We start from the raw sequence: 19269 nt of genomic DNA on the forward strand, positions 1-19269 counted from the left end.
GCCCCTCCCGCGAGGGGCAGGCCGGCAGGAGTCAGGCGACCCCGGTGGACGTGAGCTTCACCGGCTCCGTACCGGCGGCACTGTGCCGTTCGGCCCAGGTCTCCAGGGCCGTGCGGCAGGCGTGGTCGAGGTGGTGCAGGCCGGACAGGTCGAGTTCCACCGGGCGGTCCTGGGGAAGCGCCTCCAGGCTGTCCAGTATCTTCGGCAGCCGCAGGAAGGTCGCGTTCCCCGACAGGTACGCCTGGATCGGGCCCGCGCCCTTGTCGATGACCTCCAGCTTGACGTGCGACGTCACCCAGGCGGTCTTGACCACGGAGAGGGCAAGACCGATCAGCACGCCCTCGAACATGTTCACCGTGACGATCGCCACGGCCGTGACCACCAGGATCAGCGCCTCGCCCCGGTGCCCCCGCCACAGCGAGACGACCCCGCGGAAGGGGATCAGCTTCCAGCCCGCGTGGACCAGGATGCCGGCGAGCGCGGGCAGCGGGATCAGCGCCAGCGCCCAGGGCAGCAGCGCCGCGAACAGCAGCAGCCACACGCCGTGCAGGACCCGGGACGCCTTGGTCCTGGCGCCCGCCGCCACGTTGGCGGAGCTGCGCACGATGACCGCCGTCATCGGCAGCGCCCCGAGCACGCCGCAGACCGCGTTGCCCGCGCCCTGCGCCATGAGTTCCTTGTCGTACTCGGTGCGGGGGCCGTCGTGCAGCCGGTCCACCGCGGCCGCGCTGAACAGGCTCTCGGCGGAGGCGATCAGGGTGAAGGCGAGGATCGTGCCCAGGACGGCCGGGCTGGCCAGCGCGCCGAGGGCGTCGGCGCCGGGCAGTTGGACGGAGCCGATCAGGCCGTTCACCTCGACGGTGGCCACCGGCAGGCCGAACGCCCGGGCGGCCACCGTCGCCAGGACCACCGCGGCGAGGGCGCCCGGCACGGTCTGGGCCTTCTTCGGCAGCTTCTTCCACCCCGTCATCACGGCGATGGTGCCCGCGCCGACCGCGAGCGAGGCCAGTGCCGCGGTACTGCCGAGCGCGTCGACGGCGGCCCCGGGCAGCCCCAGGATCTTGTCGATGCCGGAGACGGGGGCCTTCAGGCCGGCCGCCGCATACAGCTGACCGGCGATGATCACCAGACCGATTCCGGCCAGCATGCCCTCGACGACGGCGACGGAGATCGCGCGGAACCAACGCCCCAGCTTCAGGGCGCCCATGACGAGCTGGAGCAGCCCCGCGGCCAGCACGATCACACCGAGCACGGGAAGCCCGAACTCGCTGACGGCCTCGAAGACCAGCACGGTCAGTCCGGCCGCGGGGCCGGACACCTGGAGACTGCTGCCGCGCAGGAGGCCGGTGACGATGCCGCCCACGATGCCGGTGACGAGTCCGAGTTCGGCCGGGACGCCGGAGGCGACGGCGACGCCCACGCAGAGGGGGAGGGCGACGAGGAACACGACGAGTGAGGCGGCGAAGTCCTGTCGTAAGTAAGGGAACTTGGTCATGTCGGCCGCCCTCACAGGGCTTCGAAGGTGTCGGTGTCCGCGCGGTGTTCGCGTACGGCTCCGGTGTGCACCTCGTAGTACCAGCCGTGCAGGCTCAGCCGCCCCGACGCCAGCCGCTTGCCGACGCAGGGGTAGGAACGCAGCCGCAGCAGCTGCGTCAGGACGTGGTGCTGGACGGCCTCGGCGACCGTCGGATCGGCCGGGTCCGCGCACGCGGGCTTCTCCGCGGCGTGTGCGAGCCAGTCGCGCACCGCGGGGACGGCGTCGAGGTCGTCGCCCCGCACCACCGCGCCGACGGCGCCGCAGTGCGAGTGGCCGCAGACCACGATGTGCTGGACGCCGAGGACCTCCACGGCGTACTCGACGGTGGCGGCCTCGCCGGTCGGGGTGCCGGAGCCGTACGGCGGGACGATGTTGCCGGCCGTCCGCAGCTCGAACAACTGGCCGGGGTTGGCGCCGGTGATCAGGGCGGGTACGACCCGGGAGTCGGCGCAGGTGATGAACAGGACCTCGGGGGACTGGCCTTCGGCCAGTCTGGCGAACTCCTCAGGGCGCTGTCCGAACGTGCGGGCGTTGTCGATGAGGGGTTGCATGGTGTGGTGACTCCTCCTGGCGCGTCGTGGGGGCGCGTCGGGTGTGCAGGGCAGGTGCGTGGGGGGTGGGGCTGCTCTGCTGGCCAGCAGTGGTTCGCAAGGTCTAGAGAGCCCCAACAGTTGGTCAACAATCAGTCAAGGACGACGATAACTCGGCAAAGCCGTGCGGGGAGTTAACTGAACGTTACGGCTGGAAGTGAGCCCGAAAACCCTCGGTTTGTTGACGCGGACCGACTCTTGAACGGCGGACACCGGCGGTGCTATGGGGCGTGCCGGTCGCCGTGCCCGGGACCACCGCCCTCGTCAGACGCCGGGGAGTCGGCCGGTCGTCCGCTCGATCCAGTCGACGTAGGAACCGACGCGGGTGTTCACGGCGGGCGTGTCGGTGGCGCACTCCCTGCCGTAGGACACCAGACCGACGACGTGCGGCCGCCCCGCGACCGTGCGGACCAGGGGGCCGCCGGAGTCGTACTGGCAGGTGTCGCGGCCGGGGGCGTGGGTGCAGATCTGGGTGGGGGCGATCTGCTCCATGCCCCGGCTCGCGCAGGCCGGGTTGCTCATGGTGCGCAGGGTCACGGTCCGCAGCACGTCGGAGGTGGGCCCGCCGAACGAGGTGGTGCCCCAGCCCGGCGCCTCGACCTGGGTGCGGTCGGACACTCCGTGGGCGTACGAGGTGGGCAGGCCGACCGGGCGGACGTCGCGGTTGAGGGCGACCGGCTCGGAGAGCCGGACGAGAGCGATGTCGTTCCGCTGGGTCTCCGGGTTGTACTCCGGGTGCGGGAGGAACCGGGCGGGCGCCACCAGGACCGCGTGCGGGCTGTCGGCCCCGGTCGTGAGGTCGTGGTCGCCGAGGAGCACGCCCACGCGTGCGGGGCTGCGGTACGAGCCGGTCAGGCAGTGCGCGGCGGTGAGGACGTACCGGTCGCCGATCAGCGCGCCGCCGCACATCACCCGGCGCTCGACCGTGTCCACGAGCCCCGCCATGAAGGGGTACTGGTGGGGCCGCGCCTCCTGCCCACCGACGACCGCCCGCGCGGGCGGTGCCGCGCCGAGCGGGCACACCGCCAGCACCGCGCCCGCGACCGCCGCCATGGCCTGCCTCGCCCGTCCCACCTGATCTCCGCACCTTCGACGCCCTGGTTCCGGGCCGTCAGGGTGCGGAGACGTTTCCGCACGTCCGTCCCGGCCCGCGTGGGCATCAACGACGCGGACGGGATCAGGTCACCTGGCGGCGGGGCCGGACAGGTGTCCGCAGCGGCGTGGGCGTACGGGCCGCTCAGGAGCCCTGTCCGTACGTAAGGGGTGAACCCGGCCAAAGGGTACTCTCCGGGGAAACGGCGGGTGACAAGTGCGGTGGTCCGGTTGTCAGCGCCGCGTGCTTAGCTGGAGGGCATGACGGAAGACTTCATCGAGCACGTCCTCGGCGGCCGTACGTCCGAGGTGGAGGAGGCGGTCCGCAAGGCGGCCGCCGTCGAGATCATGCCGCGCTTCCGGCAGCTCGCCGCCCACGACATCGTCGAGAAGAACGGGCCGCACGACCTGGTCACCGTCGCCGACCGGGCCGCCGAGGCCCATCTCACCGCCTCCCTGACCGCCCTGCTGCCCGGCTCGGTGGTCGTCGGCGAGGAGGCCGTCCACGCCGACCCCGCGGTCTACGAGGCGCTGCGCGGCGACGCCCCCGTCTGGATCGTCGACCCCGTCGACGGCACCCGCCAGTTCGTCCACGGCGACCCCAATTTCTGCACCCTCGTCGCCCTCGCGCGGCACGGCGAGCTGCTCGCCTCCTGGACCTTCGCGCCCGCCCTCGACGAGCTCGCCGTCGCCGTGCGGGGCAGGGGCGCCACCCTCAACGGGAAGCCCCTGCACACCGGTTCCCCCGCGCCCGGCGCGGTGCTCCAGGTCGCCGCCTCGCACCCCGACTACACCACTCCGGACCAGAAGCGCGCCCTGCTCGGCCTCGCCACCGAAGGCGTCGCCCCCCGCCCCTGCGGCTCCGCCGGACTCGAGTACCTGGCCGTGGCACGCGGCGCGCTCGACGCCACCGCCTTCTCCTGGGAGTACGCCTGGGACCACGCGGCCGGACTGCTCCTGGTGACCGAGGCGGGCGGCGCGCAGGCGACCGTCGCCGGGGAACCGTTCCGCGTCACCGGAGGGAACGCGCTGCCGTTCACCGCGGCGAGGGACACGGCCACCGCCGACCGTGTCCTGACCCTCCTGAGGGGTCGTTAAGACCCGTCGGGCCACAGGAATATCCTGAGGTCCCAGGCCATCGGCTGACGAAGGAGTCCAAGGTGTCGCAGGGGACGTCGATGCTCGATGCCGTCGTCGTGGGCGCGGGGCCCAACGGACTGACCGCGGCCGTCGAACTGGCCCGCCGCGGACTCTCCGTGGCCGTCTTCGAGGCCAGACCCACCGTCGGCGGCGGCGCCAGGACCGAGGAGCTCACCCTCCCGGGCTTCCGGCACGACCCCTGCTCCGCGGTCCACCCCCTCGGCGCCGGCTCACCGGTCTTCAAGACCATGCCGCTGGAGCGGTACGGGCTCCACTGGCTCCACCCCGAACTGCCCATGGCCCACCCCTGGGACGACGGCACCGCCGCCGTCCTCGCCCGCTCCGTCGCGGAGACCGCCGCCTCCTTCGGCCCGCGCGACGCGGGGGCGTACCGCAGGCTCGTCGCCCCCTTCCGCGACAAGTGGGACACCCTCGCCCGGGACTTCATGCAGCTGCCGCTCACCGCGCTGCCCCGCGACCCGGTCACCCTCGCCCGCTTCGGTCTCGCCGGACTGCCGCCCTCCACCTGGCTGATGCGCCGCTTCCAGGACGAGAAGGCCCGCGGGCTCTTCGCCGGACTCGTCGGCCACGTCATGGCCCCGCTCGGCGGCTTCGCCACCGGCGCCGTCGGCCTGGTCTTCGCGCTCGCCGCCCACGCCGGCGGCTGGCCCCTGCCCCGGGGCGGCTCCCAGTCGATCTCCGACGCCCTCACCGCGTACCTCAAGGACCTCGGCGGCGCCGTCCACACCGACTTCGAGGTCAAGCGCCTCGACGACCTGCCGCCCGCCCGCGCCTACGTCTTCGACACCTCACCCACGGCCCTCGCGAGGATCGCCGGTTTCGGCGGGCACTACGACCACTACCGGTACGGCGCGAGCGTCTTCAAGATCGACTACGCCCTGGACGGGCCCGTGCCGTGGACCGCCGAGGAACCCCGCCGCGCCGGCACCGTCCAGATCGGCCCCACCGCCGGGGAGATCGGCACCGCCCTGCGCCAGGCATCCTCCGGCACCGCCCCCGACACCCCCTTCCTCATCACCGCCCAACCCAGCCTTGTCGACCCGTCCCGCGCCCCCGACGGCAAGCACGTGTTCTGGGCGTACGGGCACGTGCCGAACGGCTGGCGCGGCGACCTCACCGAAGCCGTCGAGCGTCAGATCGAGCGCTTCGCCCCGGGCTTCCGCGACCGCGTCCTCGCCCGCGCCACCGCGGGCCCGGCCGAACTCGCCGCCCACAACGCCAACTACGTCGGCGGCGACATCGCCTGCGGCGCCGCCCGCGGCCTCCAGCTCCTGCTGCGCCCCACCCTCTCGCTCCGCCCCTACGCCACCCCGCACCCGGCGGTCTTCCTCTGCTCCGCCGCCACCCCACCCGGCCCCGGTGTGCACGGCATGTCCGGCCACAACGCGGCGAAGGCGGTCTGGCGCCGGTTGCGGGAATAGGTCAGCCGCGAAAATAGACTGCCCCCATGGCGAAGTACTTCGACGTGCACCCCGACAACCCGCAGCCGCGCACCATCGGTGCGGTGGCCGACTCCATCCGGAACGGGGCGCTCGTCGCGTACCCGACCGACTCCTGCTACGCGCTCGGCAGCCGTCTCGGCAGCCGCGACGGCATCACCCGCATCCGGACGATCCGCGACCTCGACGACCGGCACCACTTCACGCTCATGTGCCAGAACTTCGCCCAGCTGGGCCAGCTCGTGCACATCGACAACGACGTCTTCCGCGCGGTCAAGGCGGCGACCCCCGGCGCGTACACCTTCATCCTGCCGGCGACGAAGGAGGTGCCGCGGCAGCTGCTCCACCCCAAGAAGAAGACCGTCGGCGTCCGCATCCCCGACCACGTCGTCACGCAGGCCCTCCTCGCCGAACTCGGCGAACCACTGCTCTCCAGCACCCTGCTCCTGCCCGACGAGGCGGAGCCGCTCACCCAGGGCTGGGAGATCAAGGAGCGGCTCGACCACCAGGTGGACGCCGTGCTCGACTCCGGCGACTGCGGGACCGAACCCACCACGGTCGTCGACTTCTCCAGCGGGGAGCCCGAGATCCTGCGCCGCGGGGCGGGGGACACCACCCGCTTCGAGTAGGGGGGAGGCCGCCCACCGGCCCCGGGGGGGAAGGTCCACCGGTCCCGAGGCGGCCCTTTCCCGCCGGTCGGGGGCGCCGTACGGTCGGGTGACGCCCGTTCGCGATCACCACGGAGGATCCGGCCGCATGATCGTCATCGCCCATGTCAGCGACATCCACCTCGACGGCGAGCAGCGCGCCACCGACCGCACCCGGGCCGTCCTGCGGTACCTGGAGGAGCTGCCGTACGACCTGGCGGCCGTGCTCGTCACCGGGGACATCGCCGACCACGGCGCCCCCGACGAGTACGCGGAGGCGCGGCGGCTCCTGAGTTCCCGGCACCCGCTGCTCGTCTGCCCCGGCAACCACGACGACCGCGCCGCCTTCCGCAAGGGCCTGCTCCAGGAGGAGACCGAGGGGGCCGGGGGTGCCGAGGGGGCCGGGGCGCGCCCGTACGCCCCCGTCAACCAGGTGCTCCGGGGCGAGGGCTTCGTCATCGCCCTCTGCGACTCGTCCGTCCCCGGCGAGCACCGGGGCCTCCTGGAGGACGAGACCCTGGACTGGCTCGACGGCGTCCTCGCCGGCACCCCGCACGGAGTGCCCGTCCTGGTCGCCTTCCACCACCCGCCCGTACCGCTGCACACCCCGTACGTGGACGAGATCCGGCAGTTCGGCGAGGAGCGGCTCGCCGCGCTCGCCGACCGCCACCCCCACCTCACGGCCTTCCTCGCGGGCCACGCGCACACGGCCGCCGCCACGACCTTCGCCGGACGACCGCTGCTGGTCGCCCCCGGGGTCGTCTCCACCCTCCGGCTGCCCTGGGAGAACCCGGGCCCGGACAGCCCGCACGTCCACCTCGATCCGCCGCCCGCCCTCGCCTTCCACGTCCTCGGCGGGGACGGCAGGCTGACCACCCACTACCGGACGGTCACCGCCTGAGGACGAGGACCCGGCCGCGGACGATCATGTCGTTTTCTCGCCAGCCCGAGCGCCGTCCGTCCCCGATCCTTGAACCATGCACACCGACACCGAGAGCTGCGTGCGGGCCGTCCAGTCGAAGGACGCCCGCTTCGACGGCGTGTTCTTCACCGCCGTCCGAACCACCCGGATCTACTGCCGGCCCAGCTGCCCGGTCGTCCCGCCCAAGCCCGAGAACATGGAGTTCCACGCCAGCGCCGCCTCTTGCCAGCGCGCCGGCTTCCGGGCCTGCAAGCGGTGCCGGCCCGACACCAGCCCCGGCTCGCCCGAGTGGAACGTCCGCGCCGACGCCGTCGCCCGTGCCGTGCGGCTCATCCAGGACGGGATCGTCGACCGGGAGGGTGTTCCCGGGCTCGCCCGCCGCCTCGGCTGGTCCACCCGCCAGATCGAACGCCAGCTCCTCGCCGAGCTGGGCGCCGGACCCCTCGCCCTCGCCCGCGCCCAGCGCGCCCAGACCGCCCGGGTCCTCATCGAGACGACCCCGATGCCCCTGGGCGAGATCGCCTTCGCGGCCGGTTTCTCCTCCATCCGCACCTTCAACGACACCGTCCGCGAGGTCTTCGCCCTCACCCCCGGCGAGCTCCGCGCCCGCGCCGCCCGCCCGACCCCCGACCGGACCCCCACCCCCGGGGTGATCAGCCTCCGGCTCCCCTTCCGCGCCCCTCTGGAGCCGTCCAACCTCTTCGGCCACCTCGCCGCGACCGCCGTCCCCGGCGTGGAGGAGTGGCGCGACGGCGCCTACCGGCGGACGCTGACCCTCCCGTACGGACACGGCATCGTCGCCCTCGCCCCGCGCGCCGACCACATCGCCTGCCGCCTCTCCCTGACCGACCCCCGCGACCTCACCCACGCCATCAGCCGCTGCCGCCGCCTCCTCGACCTCGACGCCGACCCCGTCGCCGTCGACGAACGGCTGCGCGCCGACCCGCTGCTCGCGCCGATCGTCGACAAGGCGCCCGGCCGCCGGGTGCCGGGGACCGTCGACCCCGCCGAGTTCGCCGTACGGGCCGTCCTCGGCCAGCAGGTGTCCACCGCCGCCGCCCGCACGCACGCGGCCCGGCTCGTCACCGCGTACGGCACCCCCGTCGACGACCCCGAGGGCGGCCTCACCCACCTCTTCCCGGGCCCCGAGGCGCTCGCCGCCCTCGACCCCGAAGCCCTCGCCCTGCCCCGCAGCCGCCGCACCACCCTCCTCACCCTGGCCGGGGCCCTCGCCGATGGCTCGCTCACCCTCGGCCCCGCCGACGACCGCGAGGAGGCCCGCGCCCGGCTGCTCGCCCTGCCCGGATTCGGCCCCTGGACCACCGAGATCATCGCCATGCGGGCGCTCGGCGATCCCGACGCCTTCCTCCCCGGAGACCTCGGCGTCCGCCGCGCCGCCGTCGGACTCGGACTGCCGGGCACCCCGGCCGCGTTGACCGTCCGCGCGGCCCACTGGCGCCCCTGGCGCGCCTACGCCGTCCAGTACCTTTGGGCGACCGACGACCACCCGATCAACTCCCTGCCCAGCGAAGGAAACTGAACCGCCATGGCCCCCACCGTCCGGCACACCGTCGTGGACAGCCCGTACGAGCCGCTGACCCTCGTCGCCGTCGACGGCGTCCTCAGCCGCCTCTACATGACGGGACAGCGCCACCGCCCGCCCGAGGAGACGTTCGGCGAGCCCGACCCGCGCCCGTTCGGCGAGGCGATCCGCCAGCTCGACGCCTACTTCGCCAACGAACTCACCGAGTTCGACCTGCCGTTGAGCATGACCGGCACCCCGTTCCAGATGCGGGTATGGGAGCAGCTGCTCCGCATCCCGTACGGGGAGACCCGGACGTACGGCGAACTCGCCGAGGAGCTGGGCAACGCCGGCGCCTCCCGTGCCGTGGGCCTCGCCAACGGCAAGAACCCCGTCAGCATCATCGTCCCCTGCCACCGGGTGATCGGCGCCGGCGGCAGCCTCACCGGATACGGCGGCGGGCTCGATCGCAAGCAGCGGCTGCTCGCCTTCGAGTCGGGTGCGGCGGAACCGGTGGGCCTCTTCTGAGGGAGGTGTTAGGTTCCCGCCATGGCCAAGGTGAATATCGCGCTCGACGCCGAACTCGTCGTGGAAGTCATGGTCCTGGCCGGTGTCGGCAACCCCCAGGACGCCGTCGAGGCGGTGGTACGGGACTACATCGCCCGCGGCCACCGCACCGAGGCGCGAGCCGTCAGTAGGGACGAGGCAGGGCGCACCGGCGAGCTGGTCCCACCGGAGCCTCCGCAGGGCTGACCGGCCGGGCTCCCGGGCCGCGTGGAACACGACCACCGGCCCGGGCCCGTCAGCCGCCGTCCCCCGGCGGCTCCGCGTCGCCGCGCCCCTTCGCCAGCCTGCGCAGCCTGTGGTGGCGGGAACCGCCCTGCTCGGTGATCGCCTCGCCGACCAGGGCCCGTACCGCGTCCCCGAGGCCGTGCAGCGCGTGGTGCCGGACCGGGCCCGCCCCGGGGTCCTCCCGCAGTTCCTTCAGAAGCGCCCAGCACAGCGCCAGCATCACCACCACGAACGGCAGCGCCACCAGGATCGTCGCCGTCTGGAGCGAGTTCAGGCCGCCCACCACGAGGAGCACCGCCGCCACGGCGGCCATCAGGACGCCCCAGGTGACCACGAGCCAGGTCGGCGGGTGGAGCGAGCCGCGGCTCGTCAGCGAACCCATCACGAGCGAGGCCGAGTCCGCGCTCGTGATGAAGTACGTCATCACCAGGAGCATCGCCAGGACCGAGGTGACCGCGCCGATGGGCAGCGCCTCCAGCATCGCGAACAGCGAGGCCTCAGCCCCGTCCTCCACGGCCGCCGCCAGGTCCGCCGCACCGGTGGACTCCAGCCGGATCGCCGTACCGCCCATCACGCAGAACCACAGCACCGTCGCGCCGGACGGCACGAGCAGCACGCCCATCAGGAACTCCCGGATCGTCCGGCCGCGTGAGATCCGGGCGATGAAGGTGCCGACGAACGGCGCCCAGGACAGCCACCACGCCCAGTAGAAGATCGTCCACGTCCCCAGCCAGTCGGCGTCGGTGAACGCGCCCGTACGGCTCGCCATCGGCAGCAGCTGGTGCAGATAGCCGCCGACCGAGGCCGGGATGGTGTCCAGGATGTAGACCGTCGGGCCGAGCAGGAACACGAACAGCATCAGACAGGCCGCGAGGACGATGTTCAGGGTCGACAGCCACTTCACGCCCTTGTGCAGCCCCGAGAAGGCCGACAGGACGAAGGCCGCGGACAGCGACGCGATGACGATGAGCTGGGTGGCCGTGGAGTTCTCCACGCCCATCGTCAGGTTCAGGCCCTCGGCGACCTGGAGCGCCCCGAGCCCCAGACTCGTCGCCGTGCCGAACACGGTCGCGAACACCGCGAGCAGGTCGATCGCCTTCCCGGGCCAGGAAGCCGCCCGGCGTGCCCCCATCAGCGGCACGAACGCGGAGCTCAACCGGTTCCCGCGGCCCTTGCGGAAGCCCGCGTACGCCAGGGCGAGCCCCGCGATGCCGTAGATCGCCCACGGGGTCAGCGTCCAGTGGAAGAACGAGTACTCCATGGCGGTACGGGCCGCCGCGCCCGTCCCGGCCGGGGCCCCGCTCGCCGGGGGAGGGCTCAGGAAGTGCGTCAGCGGCTCCCCTACCCCGTAGAACATCAGTCCGATGCCCATGCCCGCGCTGAACATCATCGCGATCCACGCGAGGTTCGTGAACTCGGGCTCCGAGTCGTCCGCGCCCAGCCTGATCCGGCCGAACCGGCTCAGGGCGATCACCACGCACAGGACGAGGAAGGTGTCCGCGGCGACCACGAAGAGCCAGGCGAAGTTGGACAGCACCCACTCCAGGGCGGCGGACGAGGCGCTGTCGAACGAGTCCTCGCCGAGCGCGGCCCAGGCGACCGCCGCGACGACGGCCGTGACCCCGATCCCGATGACCTTGCCATCGGGCGCGTACCGGTCCGGCTGCGTTTGATCGATCGGTTCCGTACTCACGAGCCCACTATGGTGCGGAATATCGTCTTATCCGGGGGTGGCACGCCGTCCGGCGGTACGGATAGGGTCGGCCTCGGCGCGACTGCACGTTCGAAAGCAAGGGATGCAAGGTGACGGACGGGGCAGCAACTCAGGTCGCTCGCGTACTCGTGGCGGCCGACAAGTTCAAGGGTTCGCTCACGGCCGTACAGGTCGCGGAGCGGGTCACGGCAGGACTGCGACGGGTCATCCCGGAGCTCACGGTGGAGACGCTGCCCGTCGCGGACGGCGGCGACGGCACCGTCGCGGCAGCCGTCGCGGCCGGATTCGAGCGCCGCGAGGTGCGGGTGACGGGGCCGCTCGGCGAGCCGGTCACCGCGGCCTTCGCGCTGCGTGACACCACCGCGGTCGTCGAGATGGCCGAGGCCTCCGGCCTCCAGCTCCTCCCGTCCGGCGTGTTCGCCCCGCTGACCGCCACGACGTACGGCTCCGGTGAGCTGCTCCGCGCGGCCCTCGACGCCGGTGCGACCACCGTCGTCTTCGGCGTCGGCGGCAGCGCCACCACGGATGGCGGCGCGGGCATGCTCGCGGCGCTCGGCGCCCGTTTCCTCGACGCGTCCGGCGCGCCCGTGGGCCCCGGCGGCGCGGCCCTCGCCGACCTGGCCACGGCCGACCTCACCGGACTCGACCCCCGCTTCGCCTCCGTCGACCTGATCCTCGCGAGCGACGTCGACAACCCGCTCACCGGGCCCAAGGGCGCCCCCGCCGTCTACGGGCCGCAGAAGGGCGCCACGCCGGACGACGTACGCACCCTGGACGCGGCCCTCGCCCACTTCGCCACCGTCCTGGAGAAGGCCATCGGGCCCAAGGCCGCCGAGGCGGCTGTCGCGCCCGGCGCGGGGGGTGCGGGTGGCATCGGGTACGGCGCGCTCATCCTCGGCGCCAGCTTCCGACCCGGCATCGAGTTGATGCTCGAGGTCCTCGGCTTCGCGCCCGCCCTGGAGCGCGCCACCCTCGTCATCACCGGCGAGGGGTCCCTCGACGAGCAGACCCTCCACGGCAAGGCCCCGGCGGGCGTCGCCGCGGCGGCGCGTGCCGCGGGCAAGGAGGTCGTCGCGGTCTGCGGCCGCCTGGCCCTGCCGCCCGAGGCGCTGGGCAAGGCGGGGATCCGGCGCGCGTATCCGCTCACGGCGCTGGAACCGGACCCGGCCAAGTCGATGGCTAACGCGGGCCCGCTCCTGGAAGACGTGGCGTCCGCAATCGCCCACGACTTCCTGTCGTAGCCCCACGGTTTGTGGGCATGCGTTCCGCCGGGGCGGGACGGGTGGGCACAAACCGACCACCGGCCCGCACACGGGTACGGTCCTGGTGGGCACCGGGGCGCAGGGGGCGGAGGCGCCGCCAAGGGCGCCGTCCCGTTGTGCCCACCCGTCCCGCCCCAGCGGGACGATTGCCCACAACGGGGGGCGACGGTCCCGGCGGCGCGAGGCTGCCGCAGGCAGGGCGCGGGCGGCGCAGCCACCGGGCGAGGGCCAGGCCCCCCTAGCCCGGGGCCGTCAGGCGGAACGCGTCCAGGGCCAGGGTCATTTCCGTCAGGTCCCGGGGGCGGGACAGTGAGCGGGACGTCAGTTGTTCGAGGCGGCGCAGGCGGTTGAAGACCGTGTTCCGGTGGCAGTAGAGGCGCCCCGCCGCCCTCCCCGCCGACCCCTCGCAGTCCAGCCACGCGTCCAGCGTCTCAAGGAGCACCGCCCGGTCCGCCGGGTCCAGTTCGAGCAGCCCGCCCAGGACGTCCGAGACCAGCAGGCTCGCCATCTCCGGCTGGCCCACCACCAGCGCGCCCGCCATCCGCCGGTCGAGCCGCACGATCTGCCGGCTCCCCGGCGGGCAGGTCCGCAGCGCCAGCTCCGCGAGCCGCCGCGCCCGGCCCAACTCGGTCAGACCCACCACCACCGGACTGATCCCGCCGGGCCCCGGGCACCGCCCGTCGAGGAGCTCCGACAGCGCGTCCAGCCCGGTGTCCCCGGCGAGCGCCACCACCCCCAGCTCGCAGTCCGCGCCCATCCGCCACAGGAACCGCACCCCCTCGCCCTGCACCTGCCGGTGGAACGGCTCCCGCTCCTCCCGCCGGTCGTAGCGCAGCACCACCACCGCGTACCGTCCCTGCTCCGGCAGGTCGAGCCCCGCCGCCGCCCGCGACACCAGCTCCGGCGACCGCTGGCCCTGGAGCAGCGCGTCCAGGAGCGCCTGGAGCTGCTCGTCGGTCCGCCGCCGCAGCTCCAGCTCGGTCGACCGGTACGCCTCCGACGCCGTGTCCGCCTGCGCGTCCACCGCCGACCACACCGTCGTCGCCGACTGCATCAGCGCCGCCAGGTGCGCCGCGTCCGCCCCCGCGCCCTCGATCAGCGCGTCCCAGACCAGATGCCCGGCGTGCCGGTACGCGTGGACGACCAGCTCCAGCGGCATGCCCTGCGCGGCCCGCCGCCGGCCCATCATCTCCGCGTGCTCCAGGTCCCGCCGGGGCGAGTTCCGCGGCGCCGAGATCATCTCGATCCCGATCCGCATCGCCTCCTGCGCCTCCTGCCAGTGCTGGTCGTACGGAAGGATCCGCCCGTAGGCGGGCTCGTAGGCGTGGAGTTCCCTCAGATGCTCGTCCACCAGCTCCGGCACCCGCTCCAGAAGCGCCGTGCACGCCTGAGCGAGCACCTTCCAGTCGTCACCGGTCCGCCGTCTGCGCCGTCCCATGCCGGGAGGATCCACCGCCGCGGCCCCGCCGCACACCCCTCACGCGCACTGTTGTGCGCATGCACAGCCGCCCCCCGTCCGCGCTGGTCACCGGCAGCGATTCGGCCGCGGAACGTGGACGCGCGGTCGGGCGCGGTGTTGGGGTGAGCGCCACTGAACGGCCGAGTAACAAAGCGGCCGGGGAAAGGGGAACCATGGGAGGTACCGCACCCGCTCTCCAGGTGACGGACCTGACGGCGGGATACGGACCGGTGCGCGCGTTGCGGCAGGTGTCGCTGACCGTGCCGGCGGGCGAGGTCGTCACCGTGCTCGGGGGCAACGGAGCCGGCAAGTCCACGCTGCTGCGGGCGGTCTCGCGCACCCTGCGGTTCCACGGCGGCGCCGTGGTCTCCGGCACGGTGAGCCGCGACGGCCGGCCGCTCGACGGACTGCCGCCCGACCGGGTCGTCGCGGCCGGCGTCTCCCAGGTGCCCGAGGGCCGCCAGGTCTTCGCCCGGATGACCGTCGAGGACAACCTGCGCGCCGGCGCACTCGGCAGGCGTGGCGGCCGGGCGGCGAAGGCCGACGCCCTCCGGCGGGTCCACGAGCTGTTCCCGGTCCTCGCCGAGCGCTCCCGTCAGCAGGCCGGGCTGCTCTCCGGCGGTGAGCAGCAGATGCTGGCCGTCGGCCGCGCGCTGATGGCCGCGCCCGGCCTGCTCCTCCTGGACGAGCCCTCCCTCGGTCTTGCCCCGCTGATGGCCGCCCGGATCGCGGACGCGATCCGGGAGATCAACGCCCAGGGCACGGCGGTGCTCCTGGTCGAGCAGAACGCGGCGCTCGCGCTCCGGCTCGCCTCCCGCGCGTACGTCCTGGAGGTCGGCGAGGTCACCCTCTCCGGTCCGGCGGCCGAACTCGCCGCGTCCGACGAGGTACGCCGCCGCTACCTGGGCGTGGTCGACGAGGACGCCGCCGCCGACGCGGCCCGCGCCCGCGCCACGCACCCGGTCCTGTCCCGCTGGGAGGAGTCCCGATGACCGACGCACCAGCGTCCCCCGCGGCCGCCCCGGGCGTCCCCGCCCTCGTCGTCGAGGGGCTCACCGTCCGCTTCGCCGGCCTCACCGCCCTCGACGCCGTCGGGTTCACCGTCCGGCCCGGCACCGTGCACGCCCTCATCGGGCCCAACGGCGCCGGCAAGTCCACCTGCTTCAACGTGCTCTCCGGCGTCTACCGGGCCACCGAGGGCTCCGTACGCCTCGGCGCGCACGAGCTGACCGAGCTGCCGCCGCACCGGATCGCGGACCTCGGCGTCGGCCGGATCTTCCAGAACCTGGCCCTGCCGCCCCGCGCCACCGTCGAGGACAGCCTGATGCTCGGCCGCCACCGGCTGACCCGCACCGGCTTCCTGGCCGCCGGGCTCCGGCTGCCCTCCGCCGCCCGCGAGGACGCACGCCACCGCGCGAGGGTCCGGGAGATAGCCGCCTTCGTCGGTCTGGAGAAGCAGCTCGCCCAGCCCGCGGGCTCCCTCCCGTACGGGCAGCAGAAGCTCGCCGAACTCGCCCGCGCCCTCTGCATGGAGCCGAAGCTCCTGCTGCTCGACGAGCCCGTCGCCGGCATGACCGCCGACGAGCGGGTCCGTACCGCCTCGGTCATCGCGGGCGTCCGCGACAGCCTCGGCATCTCGGTCCTCCTCGTCGAGCACGACATGGGCCTGGTGATGCGGCTCGCCGACTCCGTCACCGTCCTCGACTTCGGCCGCCGCATCGCCGACGGGGCACCCGCCGACGTACAGAACGACCCGGCGGTCGTCCGCGCCTACCTCGGAGAGGAGTCCGCCGCGTGAGCACCTTCGCCGAGTTCCTGATCAACGGCATCTCACTGGGCTCGATCTACGCCCTCATCGCCCTCGGTTTCGTCGTCATCTTCCGCGCCACCGAGGTCGTCAACTTCGCCCACGCCTCCCTCCTCCTGGCCGGCGGCTACGTCACCGCCGTGCTCCACGAGGAGATCGGCTTCTGGCCCGCCCTGCTCGCGGGCATCGCGGGCGCGGCGGTGGTCGGAGCGGCCGTCGAGTTCTTCGTGATGCGCCGGCACCGGGGCGCCGACCACAGCGTCCTCGCCATCGTCACCATCGGCGTCGACATCCTGCTCGCCACCGAGCTGACCCGCAGGATCGGCACCGACATCCTCGCCCTGGGCGACCCCTGGGGCGACGCCGTCGTCACCGTCGGCCCGGTCACGATCGCGGAGACCCGGATCGCCGCCCTGCTCGCCGCGGCCCTCCTCATCACCGCCTTCCTGCTCGCGTTCCGGTACACCTCCTGGGGCGTCGCCATGCGGGCCGCGGCCGAGAACCAGGAGACCGCCGCCCTCATGGGCATCCGGCTCGGCCGGGTCTCGCTCGGCGCCTGGGCGGTCGCAGGCGCTCTCGCCGCCGTCGCCGCGCTGTTCCTCACCGTCTTCCCGACGCCGGGCCTCGAGCGGGCCACGTCGCTCGCCGCGCTCAAGGCCTTCCCCGCCGCCATCCTCGGCGGCCTCGACTCCACCACGGGCGCCCTCGTCGGCGGTCTCCTCGTCGGCGTCACCGAGTCCCTCGCCACCGGCTACCAGAGCGACCTGGCCTTCCTCGGCCGGGGGATCGGCGATCTGGCCCCCTATCTCGTCATGGTCGCGGTGCTCCTGATCCGCCCGGCCGGACTCTTCGGTACGAAGGAGCTGGCCCGTGTCTGAGACCCTCGCCCGGAGCGGCCTCCGGGTCCGTACCCCCGCGGTGTACGGGTGGGCCGCGGCCGGCCTCGTGCTCGTCGCCCTCCCCTTCTACCTGGACCGCTTCTGGCTCCAGGCCGGCCTGTTCGCGATCGCCGCGGCCATCGGCGCGATCGGCATCAACCTGCTGACCGGCGCCACCGGACAGCTCTCCATGGGGCACGCCTTCTTCCTCGCCGTCGGCGCCTACGGCTACTGCGCCTTCGCCGGCGACGGTGCCGACGGACTCGCCGGGCTCGGCCTGCCCGGCTGGCTCGCCGCCGTCCTCGCGGTCGCCCTGTCGGGCCTGGCGGGCGGGGTGTTCAGCCCCATCGCGGGCCGGCTGCGGGGCGCGTACCTCGGCATCGCCACCCTCGCGCTGATCTTCATCGGCCAGCACGTGCTCTTCAACGCCCATGACCTCACCGGGGGTTACAACGGCCGCGCGGTCCCGCCGCTCTCCCTCTTCGGCCTCACCTTCGACGACAGCGAACTCATCGTCGCCCAGGTGCCGTTCGGCGCGGTCGAGAAGCTCTGGTACCTCGGGCTCGTCCTGCTCGTCGCCGGGGTGCTCTTCGCCCGCGGAGTGCTGCGGGGCCGCCCCGGCCGCGCGATGAACGCCATCCGGGACCACCGGATCGCCGCCGGCGTGATGGGCATCCCGGTGGCCCGCTACCGCGCCGCCGTGTTCGTCCTCTCCTCCATGTACGCGGGCCTGGCGGGCGTCCTGCTCGCCCTGGTCTTCCAGCGCACGGTGCCGGAGTACTTCGGCATGGCGCTCTCCCTCGAGTACCTGGCCATGATCGTCATCGGCGGCCTCGGCTCGGTCGCCGGCGCGGTCGCCGGAGGCGTCTTCGTCTCCCTCCTGCCGCAGTTCCTCAACCGGTACAGCGAGGCGCTCCCGCTGGTCTCCGCCCCCGGGACGGGCGGGATCGCACCGGGGGAGGCCTCCCGCTACCTGTACGGCGCCGCCGTCGTCGCGGTGGTGCTGTTCCTGCCCGGAGGCCTGGCCCGGCTCGCGGCCCGCAGGCCCGGCAAACCGGGCAAATCCGAGCACCCCACATCCAAGAGCCCCACGCCCACCACCGAACCCTCTGGGGAGACACGATGAACCACAGCAGACAGGCCGTGCGGGGCCTGGCCGCCGCCCTCGCCGCACTGGTCGCCCTCACCGCCGCCGGATGCAGCTCCAAGGCCAAGACCGGCGACGGCAAGCAGACCGACGCGGGCGGGGTGAAGACCGGCGAGGGCGTCACCGACAAGACGATCGCGCTCGGCGCGCTCACCGACATGACCGGCGTGTACGCCACCCTCGGCAAGAGCGTCACCCAGGCCCAGCAGCTGTACGTGAAGCAGGCCAACGCCGCCGGCGGCATCTGCGGCCGGCAGCTGGAGCTCACGGTCCGCGACCACGGCTACGACCCGCAGAAGGCGCTCGCCGCCTACACCGAACTGGAGCCCAAGGTCGTCGGCTACGCCCAGTTCATCGGCTCGCCGTTCGTCGCCGCCGTCAAGCCCAGGGTCGACGGCCAGGACAAGGGCCTCGTCCTCCCGCAGGCCTGGTCGGCCTCGCTGCTCGGCTCCCCGTACATCCGCGTCCTGGGTGCCACGTACGACGTCGAGACGATCAACGCCGTCGACTTCCTGACGAAGGAGAAGGGGCTGAAGTCGGGCGACAAGCTCGGGCACGTCTACTTCGAGGGCGACTACGGCGAGAACGCGCTCAAGGGCTCGAAGTACGCGGCGGAGAAGGCGGGCCTCACCGTCGTCGAGCAGAAGATCAAGCCCACCGACAACGACATGTCGGCGCAGGTCGCCGCGCTCAAGCAGGCCGGCGTCAAGGCCATCGTGATCAGCGCGGGCCCGCGCCAGGCCGCCTCCCTCGTCGGCGTCGCCGCCGCCACCGGCCTGCGGGTGCCGGTCGTCGGCAACAACTCGGCCTTCGCCCCCCAGCTCCTCGGCACCCAGGCGGGACCCGCCCTGGAGAAGATGTACTGGTTCGCCTCCCCGAGCCTCCCCATCGGCGCGGACACCCCGACCGCGAAGAAGCTGGTCGCCGACTACAAGGCCGCCTACCCGGGTGACGCCCTCGACAACGGCATCGTGGCCGGCTGGACGGCGGCGAGCGTCTTCGGCGAGGCCCTGAAGAAGGCCTGCGCCGACAAGGACCTCACCCGCGACGGCGTCGGCAAGGCACTCCTCACGATGACGGCCCACGACGCCGGCTTCGGCATGAGCCACAACCTCGGCGACCCCAAGGCCCCGTCGTCCCGCGAGTCCGTCATCATCCAGCCGGACAAGACGGTCCCCGGCGGCATGCGCACGGTCCGTCAGCCCTTCGTCGCGGACGCGGCGAAGGCCTACACCCCCTGATCCGACCCGCTCGACACTCCCGACACGCTCGACCCCATGGGCCGGGCTTCACACGCGTG

18 protein-coding genes are annotated in these 19269 nt (G+C 73.4%); 13 read left to right on the top strand and 5 right to left on the bottom strand.

Annotated features, from left to right (window positions below):
• Window positions 1-31: 31 nt before the first annotated feature.
• The 3 genes from ABT034_RS05760 to ABT034_RS05770 all read right to left on the bottom strand — a co-directional run bounded on the left by ABT034_RS05760 (window position 32) and on the right by ABT034_RS05770 (window position 3201).
• A complete protein-coding gene (locus tag ABT034_RS05760) occupies window positions 32-1495 on the bottom strand; it encodes a SulP family inorganic anion transporter (RefSeq protein ID WP_351211614.1) in 1464 nt (487 codons plus the stop codon).
• 11 nt (window positions 1496-1506) lie between these two features.
• Entirely contained in the window at window positions 1507-2088 is a 582-nt protein-coding gene (locus ABT034_RS05765) for a carbonic anhydrase (RefSeq protein WP_351211616.1), read from the bottom strand.
• Between the two features lie 303 nt (window positions 2089-2391).
• Window positions 2392-3201: a serine protease gene (locus tag ABT034_RS05770; RefSeq protein WP_351211617.1), complete on the bottom strand. Its 810-nt coding sequence runs from the start codon at window positions 3199-3201 to the stop codon at window positions 2392-2394.
• Window positions 3202-3480: 279 nt separating this feature from the next.
• Here ABT034_RS05770 and ABT034_RS05775 point away from each other — a divergent pair, with 279 nt between their 5' ends.
• The 7 genes from ABT034_RS05775 (at window position 3481) to ABT034_RS05805 (ending at window position 9663) form a co-directional block, all read left to right on the top strand.
• The gene (locus ABT034_RS05775; RefSeq protein ID WP_351211619.1) at window positions 3481-4317 is read left to right on the top strand and encodes an inositol monophosphatase family protein; all 837 of its coding nucleotides are present in this window, start codon (window positions 3481-3483) and stop codon (window positions 4315-4317) included.
• 80 nt (window positions 4318-4397) lie between these two features.
• Window positions 4398-5801: a phytoene desaturase family protein gene (locus tag ABT034_RS05780; RefSeq protein WP_351212053.1), complete on the top strand. Its 1404-nt coding sequence runs from the start codon at window positions 4398-4400 to the stop codon at window positions 5799-5801.
• 26 nt (window positions 5802-5827) lie between these two features.
• Window positions 5828-6448 (top strand): L-threonylcarbamoyladenylate synthase, encoded by a 621-nt coding sequence (locus ABT034_RS05785; RefSeq protein ID WP_351211621.1) that lies wholly within the window; start codon window positions 5828-5830, stop codon window positions 6446-6448.
• Between the two features lie 127 nt (window positions 6449-6575).
• Window positions 6576-7367, top strand: coding sequence for a metallophosphoesterase (locus ABT034_RS05790; RefSeq protein ID WP_351211623.1), 792 nt, complete (start codon window positions 6576-6578; stop codon window positions 7365-7367).
• A 76-nt stretch (window positions 7368-7443) separates the two neighbouring features.
• Window positions 7444-8928 (top strand): AlkA N-terminal domain-containing protein, encoded by a 1485-nt coding sequence (locus ABT034_RS05795; RefSeq protein WP_351211625.1) that lies wholly within the window; start codon window positions 7444-7446, stop codon window positions 8926-8928.
• 6 nt (window positions 8929-8934) lie between these two features.
• Entirely contained in the window at window positions 8935-9438 is a 504-nt protein-coding gene (locus tag ABT034_RS05800; protein ID WP_351211627.1) for a methylated-DNA--[protein]-cysteine S-methyltransferase, read from the top strand.
• Between the two features lie 21 nt (window positions 9439-9459).
• Window positions 9460-9663 carry a type II toxin-antitoxin system VapB family antitoxin gene (locus ABT034_RS05805; protein ID WP_351211629.1) on the top strand — a complete coding sequence of 68 codons (204 nt, stop codon included), beginning with the start codon at window positions 9460-9462 and terminating at the stop codon, window positions 9661-9663.
• 49 nt (window positions 9664-9712) lie between these two features.
• On the opposite strand, the gene ABT034_RS05810 is transcribed toward ABT034_RS05805, so the two are convergent.
• Complete coding sequence (locus tag ABT034_RS05810) at window positions 9713-11395, bottom strand: BCCT family transporter (RefSeq protein ID WP_351211631.1); 1683 nt, start codon at window positions 11393-11395, stop codon at window positions 9713-9715.
• Window positions 11396-11505: 110 nt separating this feature from the next.
• Here ABT034_RS05810 and ABT034_RS05815 point away from each other — a divergent pair, with 110 nt between their 5' ends.
• Window positions 11506-12657, top strand: a complete 1152-nt coding sequence (locus tag ABT034_RS05815) for a glycerate kinase (protein WP_351211633.1) — start codon at window positions 11506-11508, stop codon at window positions 12655-12657.
• Between the two features lie 259 nt (window positions 12658-12916).
• On the opposite strand, the gene ABT034_RS05820 is transcribed toward ABT034_RS05815, so the two are convergent.
• Window positions 12917-14116 carry a PucR family transcriptional regulator gene (locus ABT034_RS05820; protein ID WP_351211635.1) on the bottom strand — a complete coding sequence of 400 codons (1200 nt, stop codon included), beginning with the start codon at window positions 14114-14116 and terminating at the stop codon, window positions 12917-12919.
• Between the two features lie 194 nt (window positions 14117-14310).
• Between ABT034_RS05820 and ABT034_RS05825 the strand changes: the two genes are divergently transcribed.
• Genes ABT034_RS05825 through ABT034_RS05845 form a run of 5 tightly spaced genes read left to right on the top strand, consistent with a single transcriptional unit; the run spans window position 14311 to window position 19210 of the window.
• Window positions 14311-15129, top strand: coding sequence for an ABC transporter ATP-binding protein (locus tag ABT034_RS05825; protein WP_351211637.1), 819 nt, complete (start codon window positions 14311-14313; stop codon window positions 15127-15129).
• Window positions 15126-15935, top strand: coding sequence for an ABC transporter ATP-binding protein (locus tag ABT034_RS05830; RefSeq protein ID WP_351211639.1), 810 nt, complete (start codon window positions 15126-15128; stop codon window positions 15933-15935). The genes ABT034_RS05825 and ABT034_RS05830 overlap by 4 nt, the downstream gene beginning before the upstream one ends.
• Window positions 15932-16822 (top strand): branched-chain amino acid ABC transporter permease, encoded by an 891-nt coding sequence (locus tag ABT034_RS05835; protein ID WP_351211640.1) that lies wholly within the window; start codon window positions 15932-15934, stop codon window positions 16820-16822. Before ABT034_RS05830 ends, ABT034_RS05835 begins: the two co-directional genes overlap by 4 nt.
• A complete protein-coding gene (locus ABT034_RS05840) occupies window positions 16815-17948 on the top strand; it encodes a branched-chain amino acid ABC transporter permease (RefSeq protein ID WP_502972804.1) in 1134 nt (377 codons plus the stop codon). The genes ABT034_RS05835 and ABT034_RS05840 overlap by 8 nt, the downstream gene beginning before the upstream one ends.
• Entirely contained in the window at window positions 17945-19210 is a 1266-nt protein-coding gene (locus ABT034_RS05845; RefSeq protein ID WP_351211642.1) for an ABC transporter substrate-binding protein, read from the top strand. Before ABT034_RS05840 ends, ABT034_RS05845 begins: the two co-directional genes overlap by 4 nt.
• The last annotated feature ends 59 nt before the right edge of the window (window positions 19211-19269 follow it).

Origin of the sequence: Streptomyces sp. NPDC002773 (assembly GCF_040295605.1) — a bacterium.
GTDB lineage: Bacteria > Actinomycetota > Actinomycetes > Streptomycetales > Streptomycetaceae > Streptomyces.